The organism is Dentiradicibacter hellwigii, from assembly GCF_041770905.1.
In the GTDB taxonomy this organism is placed as follows: Bacteria; Pseudomonadota; Gammaproteobacteria; order Burkholderiales; family Rhodocyclaceae; genus Propionivibrio; species Propionivibrio hellwigii.
Window position 1 is genome coordinate 1016798 of record NZ_JBEUWX010000002.1, and the last position, 13535, is coordinate 1030332.

The 13535-nt window shown below is 49.8% G+C and carries 12 protein-coding genes; 11 read left to right on the forward strand and 1 reads right to left on the reverse strand.

The annotated features are described in order from the left end of the window. The first annotated feature begins 49 nt into the window (after positions 1–49). From ABCS64_RS06945 to ABCS64_RS06980, 8 genes are all read left to right on the forward strand, one after another. Complete coding sequence (locus ABCS64_RS06945; RefSeq protein ID WP_418891142.1) at positions 50–4954, forward strand: RHS repeat-associated core domain-containing protein; 4905 nt, start codon at positions 50–52, stop codon at positions 4952–4954. Between the two features lie 4 nt (positions 4955–4958). Continuing rightward, complete coding sequence (locus tag ABCS64_RS06950) at positions 4959–5201, forward strand: hypothetical protein (RefSeq protein ID WP_418891143.1); 243 nt, start codon at positions 4959–4961, stop codon at positions 5199–5201. 172 nt (positions 5202–5373) lie between these two features. Then, positions 5374–6141 (forward strand): RHS repeat-associated core domain-containing protein, encoded by a 768-nt coding sequence (locus ABCS64_RS06955; protein ID WP_418891144.1) that lies wholly within the window; start codon positions 5374–5376, stop codon positions 6139–6141. Then, entirely contained in the window at positions 6138–6719 is a 582-nt protein-coding gene (locus tag ABCS64_RS06960; protein ID WP_418891145.1) for a hypothetical protein, read from the forward strand. The genes ABCS64_RS06955 and ABCS64_RS06960 overlap by 4 nt, the downstream gene beginning before the upstream one ends. Positions 6720–7176: 457 nt before the next feature. Next, complete coding sequence (locus ABCS64_RS06965; RefSeq protein ID WP_418891146.1) at positions 7177–8091, forward strand: RHS repeat domain-containing protein; 915 nt, start codon at positions 7177–7179, stop codon at positions 8089–8091. A gap of 1 nt (position 8092) precedes the next feature. Beyond that, on the forward strand, positions 8093–8629 hold the full coding sequence (locus tag ABCS64_RS06970; RefSeq protein WP_418891147.1) for a hypothetical protein: 537 nt from the start codon (positions 8093–8095) through the stop codon (positions 8627–8629). A gap of 209 nt (positions 8630–8838) precedes the next feature. Continuing rightward, complete coding sequence (locus tag ABCS64_RS06975; protein WP_418891148.1) at positions 8839–9177, forward strand: Imm58 family immunity protein; 339 nt, start codon at positions 8839–8841, stop codon at positions 9175–9177. Continuing rightward, positions 9174–10307 (forward strand): RHS repeat-associated core domain-containing protein, encoded by a 1134-nt coding sequence (locus tag ABCS64_RS06980; RefSeq protein ID WP_418891149.1) that lies wholly within the window; start codon positions 9174–9176, stop codon positions 10305–10307. The genes ABCS64_RS06975 and ABCS64_RS06980 overlap by 4 nt, the downstream gene beginning before the upstream one ends. On the opposite strand, the gene ABCS64_RS06985 is transcribed toward ABCS64_RS06980, so the two are convergent. Then, positions 10237–11616, reverse strand: a complete 1380-nt coding sequence (locus ABCS64_RS06985) for an IS1380 family transposase (RefSeq protein WP_418890032.1) — start codon at positions 11614–11616, stop codon at positions 10237–10239. The two genes, ABCS64_RS06980 and ABCS64_RS06985, sit on opposite strands and share 71 nt — an antisense overlap. A 144-nt stretch (positions 11617–11760) precedes the next feature. Between ABCS64_RS06985 and ABCS64_RS06990 the strand changes: the two genes are divergently transcribed. The 3 genes from ABCS64_RS06990 (at position 11761) to ABCS64_RS07000 (ending at position 13518) form a co-directional block, all read left to right on the forward strand. Next, positions 11761–12327 carry a hypothetical protein gene (locus tag ABCS64_RS06990; RefSeq protein WP_418891150.1) on the forward strand — a complete coding sequence of 189 codons (567 nt, stop codon included), beginning with the start codon at positions 11761–11763 and terminating at the stop codon, positions 12325–12327. A gap of 171 nt (positions 12328–12498) precedes the next feature. Beyond that, positions 12499–13014 carry a hypothetical protein gene (locus tag ABCS64_RS06995; protein WP_418891151.1) on the forward strand — a complete coding sequence of 172 codons (516 nt, stop codon included), beginning with the start codon at positions 12499–12501 and terminating at the stop codon, positions 13012–13014. A 24-nt stretch (positions 13015–13038) separates the two neighbouring features. After that, complete coding sequence (locus ABCS64_RS07000; protein WP_418891152.1) at positions 13039–13518, forward strand: hypothetical protein; 480 nt, start codon at positions 13039–13041, stop codon at positions 13516–13518. Positions 13519–13535: the final 17 nt, after the last annotated feature.

The following is a 13535-nucleotide window of genomic DNA, read 5'->3' on the forward strand; positions in this document are numbered from 1 at the left end:
GGGACGTTCAGCGGCGCGCCTAGGAGACGGGGTATCACACGGAGTGATCGTGAGCGGCTCCTCGAGCGTCCTGATAGGAGACCAGGGGGCGGTAGCCTGCTCGGTCTGTCCGGGCGGACTACAGGTTGGCGCCCCGGTCAATCCACAGCTGGGCGCCAAAGTACTGGTTGGAGAAGAAGAACAAGACTTCGCCCTGCCCGGCGCCCTGTCCCTTATCTGGCAAAGGCACTACTCCAGCTACGTCAATGCCGAACAGGGCGGCGCCTGCGGTCTGTTCGGCTACGGCTGGAAGAGCGCCCTGGAACTTTCCCTGCATCTGGACACAAACGGAGTGAGCCTCTTTGACAGCGCCGGGCGCATCCTCCGCTTCCCGACACCGCTGCACCCGGGAGAAGCCCTCTACAGCCCCAGCGAAGACATCTACCTGCTGCGCGGCGGTCAAGCCGGCCCTGAGAGCACATCACCGGCACAAGCCCCTGTAGAGGGTCATGGCGTACACCACTTCGGGGAAAGCGCATCCGCGCTACAGCCCCGTTCCCCCATCCCGGTGGCCAGCGCTACCCTGCCCGCGGCGCGTACCGCCCATGCCGACGCCTCGGTTATACCCATAGCCACAGAGAACGCTTCCCCCCTTCCGGCCTGGCACAGCCAGTCCCAATGGCATCATGTTCCTGTCGCCTGGGCCGGATCGGACAATCACATCATCGCCAGCGACAGCGACGGGCGCATCCTCTGGCACTTCACCCCTGGAGAAGCTGGATACTGGCGTCTGGTTACACGACGCGATCTTATCGGCCGTGAACAGAAGATCCTGTACGCCGAAGACCTGCCGCCAGAACAGCGCACCCTGCCGCTCAAATGGCAACAGCAGCGCAAACCCGCTGACCGGGTCGACTTGCCCGGTCACCTGCCCTGCCTCATTACGGACGGCACAGGCCGGCGCTACCGTCTTCACTACACCTGCCTTGACACCCGGGCCGCCGCTGCCTGGCAACAGGAACACGAGCGGCGATTGCAAGCGCTGGCACGGGGAGAGGCCCTGCCGCGCCCGCCGACCGGCCCCGGCCACAATGCCCAGGCCGGCTGGCAGCAGGAGACCGGCATCCGGCTCGAACGCATCGACTGGGAGAACCCGCCGACCGGCGTTCCCCTGCCCCTGGTGCGCTACGTCTATGACCGTGCCGGCGACCTCATCGGCGTTCATGACCGCAGCGGCAGGCGTGTCCGCGAATTTGCCTACGCCGCCCACCTGATGAGCGCCCACCGCTATCGCGGCGGCCCCTGGCACCGCTACCGCTACGAAGGCCAGGCCGAGGCATCCGGCACCCCCCTGCCCGGGGCGCGCGTCATCGAACAGCACAACGAACAGGGCCTGAACTACCGCTTCACCTACCTCTCCGAGCCCCCGTCCCCCGACGGACAGATGCGCCAACGCACCGAAGTGACCGACAGCCTGGGCCGGCAGGACATCTACCGCTTTACCGGCAGCGGCGGCTTATCCCGTCTGACCGAACACCAGCGCGCCGACGGCAGCATCGAGCGCATGGAATACGACAGCTTCGGCCGCCTCACCGCCCTCACCGACCCCCTGGGCGGCACCCGTTATCTGCGCCGTGACGGACAGGGGCGCATCACCGGCCTGCAAGGCCCGGAAGGCAGTTACAGCCGCGCCCGTTACGACGACGCCGGCCAGCTTGCCGAAACCACCGATGAGGCCGGCCGCACCACACGTTACGCCTACGATGCCTTCGGCCGCCTGAGCCGTATCCATCAGCAAGGGGCCGACCAGGACGAAGAGGCCGCGCTGACCACCCACTACCACTACCCCGACCCACAGAATGCCCCGCTCACCGCCCATCTGCCCGTCAGCATCATCGATGCCCGCGGCGGCATTCGGCATCTTGCCTACAATGCGGCCGGCCAGCTTGTCGGCCATACCGACTGCTCGGGGCAGCGCACTGCCTACGCCTACGACCTCTTCGGCGCGCTGACCGAAGAGACCGATGCCCTCGGCCAGCGCACCGCCTACCGTTACGACGAAGCCGGTCAGCTGACCGAAACCTGTCTGCCTGACGGATCGCGCCTATGCCAGCAGTGGAACGACTTTGGCCAGATCACCCGTCTCTGGCAGCAGGATGCCCATGACCAGGCCGTCGCCGGTTCCGAAACCCGCCTCTGCTACGACCTCTGGGGCCGCCTTGTTGAACGCCGGCACGGCGGCCAGCGCATCGGCATGCACTACGACGAAGCCGGCCGCCTCATCGAACTGACCAACGAGAACGGCGCGGTCAGCCGCTTCGCCTACGACCTCATGGACCGGCTCATCGAAGAGACCGGCTTTGACGGCAGAGTACAACGCTACCAGTACGATGCGGCAGGTCATCTCATCGCCCATCACGACGGAGAGGGCCGCCGCCACTGTTACCAGTGGAACAAGGCCGGTTATCTCACCCGAATCCTGAGCAGCCAGCACGGATCGCAAGGCACCGTCCAGCGCATCGCCCATCTTCACTACGACAAGGCCGGCGCCTTAAACCGCGTCACGCACGCCCTGCAGCAGCCCGGTCAGGAGACCCCCCGCCTGTGCAGCGAGCTATGCATGGCGTACGATAGCCTCGGACGTCTGACCGGAGAAACGCAAAGGCTCTATGCGCAGAGCAACTTCGCGACGGATGGCGCCCCGCCGCCCGTCGAATACGAGCACGCCATTCGCCACACCCTCAACCCGCTGGGCAGGCGCACCGCCAGCGAGCAGGCCATCTGCCGGGTCGATTACCTGCGCTATGGCGCCGGTCACCTGCATGGCCTCCTCCTGAACGGAGAAGAAGTCCTCAGCCTTGAACGCGACGCCCTGCACCGGGAAACCCGCCGCCGTTACAAGAACGGCGCCGAACGCATCCAGACATTCACCCTGAGGGGGCAGACCGAAGGAGAGCACTGGCAGCTGGGCAATGCCGCCAGCATCCCGGCGCCGCTCATCGGACAGCTCTACAAACGCCGGTATCAGTACGATGCCCTGGGTCAGCTTACCGGCCTCACCCAGGGCCAGACCCATCCCCAAGTCCTGCATTACGCCTACGATGCATCCGGCCGGCTCATTGGGGAGACCGGCAGCGGCCCTTCCGGCCGTGCCCTGCACTGGCATTTCGACCCGGCCGGCAACCGGCTACCGTGGTCGCATCCCGGAGAAGCTGCGGGCGGGCGCACCTACGCCCAATCTCACCCCCAATCCCAATTCCAGCCCCAGCCTCAACAACCCCAACTTCAATCACAACTCCAATCCCAATCCCTTCTCCGGGCCGCCGGGCAATCGCCTGTCCGCACACACCTTCCACACGTGCCGTCAGACCCCATGATGGCGCCTGTGCAGATAGAGGGAGAGGGGGCGACAGCGGGCAGCATCGCCTGCTGGCCGGACAACCGCATCGGACACAGCGATGAGGCCGCCTACCGGTACGATGCCCAGGGCAACCGCATCGGCGCCGATTCCCTTAAGGAGGGCGGGCGTCAGGAACTCTTCTACGATGTCGATAACCGGCTCATTGAAGTGCGTCAGTTCGACGCGCACGGCCGTCCCGCCTACACCAGCATTTACCGTTACGATCCCTTCGGCCGGCGGCTGAGTCAAACCGTCATCGCCTACGAAACAACAACCACGCAAACCGCACGCCCCGGAGAAGAAACGCGCCCGGCCAGGCAAACCAGAACAGAAACCAGCGCACCCATCATCAACGAACAGACCGCCTACGGCCGGGACGGCGACCTTCAGGAAACACAAACGCTTCAGGCATCACAGGCGCCGCAGGCATTGCAATCATCGCACAGACAAACGATGCAAACCGCGCAAGCGCCGCAAACCCCGCCGGCGCCCACGGAAACAACCCGAACCACGTATTACGGCTGGGACGGGGATCATCTGGTTCAGATCAAAAGCCCTACGGGCACAACACACATCGTCTATGAGGATGAATACAGTTTTACTCCGCTCATCGAACTCTACCAACCCGCTTGTGCGCAGCCGGAGGAGCAAAGCGAAGCGCAAGAAGCCATAGCGCGCGTAATGAACAGCCTTGCACAGCTGGGCAGCGAAGAGGTACGCGAGCTACAGCAACAGATCAAGGCGCAGGCCGAAAGCATTCTCAGGCAGGGCGGACTCCGGGAAGAGGAGGATGAAGGCGAACGGGAAGGAAAACACGAAGGCGAAGGCAAACACGCGCGCGCCTCAAACGCCCTGCAGATCCGTTACTTTCACTGTAACCAGATCGGCGCGCCGCTGGCTTTGACCGACGACAAGGGACAGGTCATCTGGGCGGCACGCTACGACCCCTGGGGCAACATCGAGGAAGCGTTTAACGCCGACCCCGAACACTTCGAGCAGACGCTGCGCTTGCCGGGGCAGCAACACGATAAAGCCACCGGCCTGTACTATAACCGCCACCGCTTCTACGACCCCAGGCTGGGCGCTTATATCAGCCAGGATCCGATCGGACTTGACGGCGGAATCAATCTCTCCAGTTATGTCAGAAATCCGGTACAGTGGATGGATCCGTGGGGATTGGAAGGTTTCAAATATCATGGAAATTGGTGTGGTCCTAACTGGACTGGCGGACATCACCATACATATACGCCGCAGCCTAACTCTTACTATCAGCAGCCTATTGATATGGTTGATAGAGCATGCATGAACCATGACATTTGCTATTATCATTGTCGAGAAAATTTTCCATGCTCCTCAAGTGATAGGGGAAGTTGTATGACGCAGTGTGATAGAGCGCTTGCAGGAGCATCTCGAAACTCACAATTACCATCAGGGATTTCATGGGCAGCCAAAAAAGGATTGGAAGTATGGATGGCTAATAATACATCTCCTGACCCTGGTCCAAATGCAAATTTCTGTTACGTACCACCACAGAATTTCGATGTTAACTGGATGTTTAATAATTGGCCAAGATAAGTTTATGGATAAGTCAAATTTATTAGCATTTAGCACTGCATTTATTTATATTATTTTATGTTGTTTAATAAAACTAATTAGTTTTGAAGGAAGCTGGGGAGGTTTTTTAATTTTCTTACTAGCTATTCCATTTTCTTTTTTATCAATTATAATTTCAAAATATACAGGTGGTGAGACTTTGTTTATTTTGCTCAATTCTTTTTGGTGGTACTTTTTAGTCAAAATTTTATATTTATTTAAAAAATAATTGATGAAGTTGTAGGCATTATTAGATTTAAATATTAATTAATTCAGTCAGCTTCATTCTCAGTTTTATTCACTCAAGTGCTGGAGGAGGAGGTGCAGGCTATTGAGGCGATGCGCGAGAGTATGGCTGCTTTTGGCAACAGTGCGCAGGTAGAACATCTGGAGGCGGTCCCTTGCGGGTTTATTATTATCATTGTGACCCCGTTGGTTTGCCGCTGGCGCTTTCTGATGAGGCCGGCGCCGTGTGCTGGGCTGCCCGTCATGACCCCTGGGGCAACATTGAGGAAGCGTTTAACGCCGACCCTGAACACATCGAGCAGACGCTGCGCTTGCCCGGGCAGCAGCACGATAAAGCCACCGGCCTGTACTATAACCGCCACCGCTTCTACGACCCCAGGCTGGGCGCTTATATCAGTCAGGATCCCATCGGACTTGACGGCGGGGAAATGAATCTGTTTGCCTATGTGAGAAATCCTTTGGGATGGATAGACCCCTTGGGCTTAAGCGGTAATGCCGCTCAACGCAGGGTTGCATCACGGATTACTTCAAGACAGGCAGCCTTGGACCAGGCCACCGCTGATCTGGTACCTCAGCCAAATTATCCGATCGATAAGGTGTTTGACCAGGTGAATCCAAATAGAAAAATATGGGAAGCCTTGAGTCCATATGACTACTCTATGGAATGCCACGAATGGGAATTTGATAATCCTGAAAGAGTTTGCCATCCATTTGATGAAAAACCTGGAAAAATAATTGGAAGAAGTACTGATAGTATTCCAAAGACTCCAAAAGTAATGCCACTTCCGGCAGGTGAAAAATGTAACAGAATTCGTTTAAAAGATAATCCTGCCGATCAGGGTTCTGCAACTACAGCAGACATTGATGATTTATTAGAGATGATACAGAAGGCACGTACCAGAAATACAGGAGGGCGGCGATGAGATTTCTTTATCTTTTTTTAGTTACGCCAATAATAATTTGTACTTCAATAGCTTATAGTAAGGGACAAAATTTTTCGCCAGAATGTATTGTAGCTGTTCAATCTACAAAATTTGTCGCAAATTTTTCCATAATTAATCCTAAGCAGAAAACCTGGATTTGGAATACAAAGCCAGCAGAAATTAATGAGATTGACTATTCATGGGTAGTTGAGCCGGGGGTCTTCGTAAATAATAAATTTCAGCCATCTACGTATGCCTTTGGTTTAGGGCATCGAAATGAATTTCCTCAAAAACAAAATAATACCGGAAGTCTTAAAGATTTATTAAGAGAAATAAGCAGTAATGGTAGTGTTTATATGAATACTACTGATAAGCAGCAAAGGGCCAATGCAGATATAAAAATTGGCTATATTAAAATAGGAAGTGCTTTTCACAATCAAAATGTTCTTCTTTTTAGCAGGGAAGAATATGTCGTTAAACTGATTTTTGGTAGTTACCCTACTCACGCAAAGTTGACGTTTCATACACCATATCCTTTACAATCCTATACCTGTATAACACAAATAAATTATTTATAGGCGCTATTTTGAATAAATTTGTATCAGTCTTTATAAATAGTTTACGGCCAATAATACTTTAATTATACATTCTTAGTAATTTTGATTTTTGGGGAAGGCTAGGAAGGTAATGGTAAATTCATGTATTTTTAAATCAATTGCTTCTATATTATCAGCAACAGGATTATTATTACTTATCCATATCTGGATTCTTCCTGTATTTTTTGGAGGATATAAAACTTACTTCTTTGCTATTGTTATATTTATAACTTTATTTATATATAACTTTATAATATTTTCATCCATAAATATTAATAACAGGATTTTTAACATTATATACTTAGTCATATTTGGCATAATAGCTGTATTATTGTCGCTTCTAATTTTTTTATTTTTTGTGCTTAACATTCAGGGAAGTTAATTAACCATAGTTAACAATGAAAAATATTTTCTTGAGCAAGAAGCCATAGCGCGCGTAATGAACAGCCTTGCACAGCTGGGCAGCGAAGAGGTACGCGAGCTACAGCAACAGATCAAGGCGCAGGCCGAAAGCATTCTCAGGCAGGGCGGACTCCGGGAAGAGGAGGATGAAGGCGAACGGGAAGGAAAACACGAAGGCGAAGGCAAACACGCGCGCGCCTCAAACGCCCTGCAGATCCGTTACTTTCACTGTAACCAGATCGGCGCGCCGCTGGCTTTGACCGACGACAAGGGACAGGTCATCTGGGCGGCGCGCTACGACCCCTGGGGCAACATCGAGGAAGCGTTTAACGCCGACCCCGAACACTTCGAGCAGACGCTGCGCTTGCCTGGGCAGCAGCACGATAAAGCCACCGGCCTGTACTATAACCGCCACCGCTTCTACGACCCCAGGCTGGGCGCTTATATCAGTCAGGATCCCATCGGACTTGACGGCGGGGAAATGAATCTGTTTGCCTATGTGAGAAATCCTTTGGGATGGATAGACCCCTTGGGCTTAAGCGGTAATGCCGCTCAACGCAGGGTTGCATCACGGATTACTTCAAGACAGGCAGCCTTGGACCAGGCCACCGCTGATCTGGTACCTCAGCCAAATTATCCGATCGATAAGGTGTTTGACCAGGTGAATCCAAATAGAAAAATATGGGAATCCTTGAGTCCATATGACTACAAAACATTAGATCGAGCTTGCAAAACATGGATATGTTCAGATGGTTTAACTTGTAGAATTGTAAAATCAAACAACTACATTCCTCCTGCAACTATAAATCCCCCGGAGAAAAATTGTTCATGTGCTGAATTAGGAGGAAGTCTTGAAACACCTTCGGCGCCAAGTGCAGATATAGATGATTTTTTAGAAATATTTCAAAGACTAATACGCTCTCGTGCACGTGCAGTAAGAATAGGAAGATAGAATGAAAACTGGTAAAAAATACTTTACATTGTCCTCTAAAAAAATAGAAGCTGCATTAATAGAGAAAAACGAGGAAATAAATTATGGAGGTTACTTGTTTCTTTGTTTTAGTATTCCAAGCATAGCATCTCTTCTTCCATTTGGAACGAGTTATGAATATTTATCTTTTTTCTTTCTTTTTGACTTTATATTTTATATTATTATAACAAGCATTGGGATTATTTATGCTTTTCAAAAAGAAACTGGAAGCCAATTAAATATACTAAAATATTATATTTGTAACTATCCAGGCTTATATTTTTTGGTTTATTTAGTTATAAAGCCTATACCATATTTAGTAATAGCTTTGCTTTATTTAGTAGGCATTGACGCAGGGCAAAAAAATATTATTATAGAGAAATATATAGAATCAGACTTTCTTAAATATACAGAAGTTATAACAAATATATTTTTATATATATTTATATTTTATTTTTTAAATAAAAAATATAGAAGATTTAAATTAAAAATAGCTACTAAATTTAATTCAATACTATAAGTATTATATTGAGACAAATAATTACAATACAAATAAAGGAGCCAAGCAACTTAACATACGACAGTAATATAGACGAAAACAAAGTCCGCAGATACATTAATGAATATTTGGAAAATTCAGACAGATCTAAATATAGCTGGACGCCCTGGAATAGCAATCAATGCAGGGACTTTGCCAACCGCGCTTTTAGTATAGGAAAGTGAACCGAAATGCGTTTTGTTACTTTTCTCTTAGTATTTTCTATCATTAGCCTTGTTGGATGTGTTGCATTTGCTTATTTTTGGATTGACTGCTCAATTTCACTTACTTACATGAAACAGGCATATGATTCTGAAAAAAACTCGGTAGAAAATTTACAATTTCTTATTTTATCGGAATGGAAAGGAATAACAGAAAATGAGTTACAAGCTAAGCTGGAAAGCGCTATAAAGAAAACGCCAGAGCATAATTTATTTATAAAGAAAGAAGAAAATATTATCTGGTTTGATCAAACTGCATTTAATATAAAAGGTGGAAAGCTTGAAAGCATAGGAAAAATAGTTTATTGAAACACCCAAATTATTTAGTAAGTCAGCTATCCAGTAATAGCGGGACAGGCAGGCAATCTTTACAAACGGGGAGGACTGTTTTACCGTCGGTACGGACTTCTTCCGCTAGAGAGGCGCCGCAGGTTTATTATTATCATTGTGACCCCGTTGGTTTGCCGCTGGCGCTTTCTGATGAGGCCGGCGCCGTGTGCTGGGCTGCCCGTCATGACCCCTGGGGCAACATTGAGGAAGCGTTTAACGCCGACCCTGAACACATCGAGCAGACGCTGCGCTTGCCCGGGCAGCAGCACGATAAAGCCACCGGCCTATACTATAACCGTCATCGCTTCTACGACCCCAGGCTGGGCGCTTATATCAGTCAGGATCCCATCGGACTTGACGGCGGGGAAATGAATCTGTTTGCCTATGTGAGAAATCCTTTGGGATGGATAGACCCCTTGGGCTTAAGCGGTAATGCCGCTCAACGCAGGGTTGCATCACGGATTACTTCAAGACAGGCAGCCTTGGACCAGGCCACCGCTGATCTGGTACCTCAGCCAAATTATCCGATCGATAAGGTGTTTGACCAGGTGAATCCAAATAGAAAAATATGGGAAGCGCTTTCTCCTTATGATTACACTCAATATTGTAGAAAATGGATGGAAGATGATGGGTTGACTTGTGGAAAAAATGGAATTAAAACAGCCGCAGACTATATCCCATATAAACCTCATACAAAGACATCAGAAATTCCAGAAGGATATGTTTGCATCGAACCTTATTATTTTCCAGAGCTAATATCCGCACAAGGAGCTGGTTCGGCAGGTATTGATGACTGGCTTGAGTTAGCCCACATTTCTCACACCCTCACGGTTCGGCCCCCGTTGGCGCGGCTTTTTCCTTCACGCGTTGCCGTGACCGCGAGGATTCAGGCCCGCGAGCGGCCAATGGAGTGCAGGCGGGTGAGGTTCTGCGGGCGGTCAGGTGCGTTGAGGGGGCAAGCGGCGCTGTTTGGGCATGAGACCGCCTCGCGCGAACGGGAGCGCGATCGGATCAGCAGGGCCACGGTGGCGTGGCGGATCAGCCGGGGGCGAGTCTGGCCTGGGCCAGGCGCCAGGTGGTCTGGAACGGATGACTGCTGGCCATGCTGACATGGATGCGGCGCACGCTGATCTTGACCCGTGCGCCGATCTTGAGCAGTTTCAGGCGCAGGCTCTCGCAGGTGGCCTCGGCCAGTTCGGTGCCAGCCAGCCCGATGCGGCACAGCGCTTCGAGCATGACGTAGGCGAAGGAGGCGAACCACAGCCGCAGCTGATTGGCCCGCATCGTCGCCGTTGAGGTGCGATCGGCGAACAGGTGTAGCTGGCACTCCTTGATGCGGTTCTCCATTTCGCCTCGGGCGCAGTACAGCGCCTCGTACAGTTCGCGTGCCGGCCAGCGCTGAGCGTCCAGGCTGGTGACGATGAAGCGCGGATTGGCCTTGCCCGGCAGCTGCTCGGCCTTGCCGACGACCCGCCGGGCGCACGACCAGCTGTCAAGGGTGCGGTAGGTGAAGTCGCGAAACCGCCGTGCGGGCTTGCCGGTCTGGGTGCATTCGGCCTGCGCCTGGCTCATCTCGGTTTCGATCTGGGCCTTGAGCCGGTCGTTCTTGGCCAGCCCGAAGACGAAGTCGATGTGCGTCTGCTCGCACCAACTCATCAAGGCATCGCGCGCAAAGCCCGAGTCGGCACGCAGCACGATGCGCACCTCCGGCCAGTGGCGGCGGATCTGGGTGACGATGCGTTCGAGTTCATCGATGCTGCCCGCCGAGGCATCCGTGTTGGCCCGGCGCAGCTTGGCGGCGAGCAGATGTCGGCCGCAGAAGATGTACAGCGGCAGGTAGCAGTAGCCGCCGTAGTAACCATGGAAGAAACGCCCTTCCTGCTGGCCGTGCAGCGGGTCGTCGGTGGCGTCCAGATCGAGGATGATCTCGTCAGGTGCCTGCTCGTGCGCCTCAATGAAGCACGCGACGAACAGCGACTCGAAGGCCGCCGGATCGTGAGCGATCTTGTGATAGCGCGAACCGTCCTTGGTGTCGGGGGCATGTTCGAGCCGGTTCAAGGTCGACTTGCCCGCCAGCGGCTCGCAGCCCTTGCGCCGAGCGCTGAGCTTACCGGCCAGCGTGGCCAGTACCGGGTCACGGCGCAATTGATCGTGATCGTTCAGGTCCTCGTAGCCCAGCGCGATCCCCACGATCCGTTGCATCACCAACGTGTGCACCGTGTGTTCGATCAGCTCCGGATCGCGCCCATCCTCGAAGCAGGCCGCCACCCGTTCGGTCAGCCGCAAGGTGCGATCGACCTCGCGCAGCAACAGCGCGCCCGCATCCGAACTGATCTGCCCTCCGTCGAAATCCACCGCCACCTGGCGGCCATCAATACGCTTCGCGCATGGGCTGACTACGGTACACTGTGTCGGCATCGCGGCTTCCTCAGAGATATGGTTAAGTCGTTCTCGCAAAAAAACTTTCTCATATCTCCGGCCGCGATGCACCTTCTATCTGTGAGAAATGCGGGTTAGGAACAAAACTTTTTCAAAGATTTAGGACAAATATAAGGCGTTAGTATGAATATAAAAATATCTGTTTTATTTACATTAATTTTTTTACCATTGATATTATACGCCGAGGGAAAATCGGTACAACCTAAGATTAGTTGTGCTGTTATTCAGCATAATCAGCAGATTGCGGCATTTTTTCCATTAAATAAATCTCGGAAAAAATTAAAATGGTTTAAAAATAAAAAAACAGAAAATTATGATGAATTTATGTGGATTGCAGAAGCAGGATTTATTAAAAATGAAAAATTTGTTTCTACTGGGAGAGTAATGAGCTATAACGTTGGTAGCTTTAGGGCTAATAAGTTTAAAATTAAGACAGGAAATATTGAAGATCTTCTTAAAGATGGCTGGGGTAGTGTATATTTTATAGAAAAAAATAAAAATAATTTTATTGATAACTCTAGAGAAAATATAATATTTGCGAAGGCATTAGATAATGAAGTAATGATTTTTACAAACACTCCATATGCTTATAAATTTATATTATCAGACAACCCTACTCATTTTAAGTTAAAATATTTTTCAATTGATCAAGTTGGTAATTATTCATGTATTACAAATATTGAGAAATAACTAAATTTTATTTATAAATAATTCTTATAGTTGTACTTATCAAAATAAGTATATTTTTAATTAATTCATTCATGGTGACAACTCAAGGAGAGATGCTTCAGAAGGCTGCATTATTATGCCTAGAGCTGTTAGAGATACATTAAATTCTGGAGATCATCTGGAGGTAGTCAGATGAGATTTACCTTATTTATTTTATTGATCTTGTTTACTTTTACCACCAAAGCAGAATCTTTATGCAATTACCCTATAACTATAGGGAAAAATATTTTTTCTTTGAATCAAACGACTCTTGAAGAAATTGACAAGAAGTATGGGTTTACTGAAAGATTTGATTTTGGAGAATATGGAACACAAGCTGTTTGTTATCAAAATAGCAAAAATTTTTTATTATTTGGATTTCATAATAGAAATAAAAATATGATTTTATCAAGAGTTGAAGTTTCTTTATTACCACCAACAGGACATGAAAAATCTTTTTGTTTATCTATAGATGAAAAACTAGCAATAAATAATAAGCTGCTTGGTTCATTATCTTTAAATTTAAAAGACAAAAATTCTAAGATAGAATTTAAACAAAATGATACTAATTTAAAAGGCAAGAATGGGCCATGCTTTATTTTAGAAGATTATTTATATTTTTATAATAGACTTGCATTTTACGCTATTGGAATTAGTGAAAATGACTAGGTTTACTGTTTTAAACAAGCGGCTATGAATAATAATATTTTAACGATTAAAGTTTATTCAGGTTTACGCTGGCTTTTTTATTCTATTTGTTTTCTTTTATATTGCTTAATTATTGCCATATTATTCAAATATGGTGTTTCAAAGCCAAGACTTATTGAAGCAGGCAAGGTATTTTTTGTAGTTACATTGATTACCATATTTTTTATATATGCTCACGAGTCTTTTGAGATTCGGTATAACCAGACCTTTTTCAGTTACCGCAGTTCATTTCAGAGACATTATCGCGACATTTCTTACTCACAGATTGAGCGGTTATGGATTGAGTTTGAACGCAAGCCGTTCCAGGCGCTGGACACGCTAAAGGTGCGCCTGAAAGACGGCCGGATTATCAAGATTACCCGAACAGCCTTCCCACAACCGGCTTACCGCAATTTTGAGCAGATGCTTCAGGAGAGAACAGGACTGAAGATCAAGGGACACTCGCCCCTGGTGGCTAAACCATGATTTAATATCATTATCTG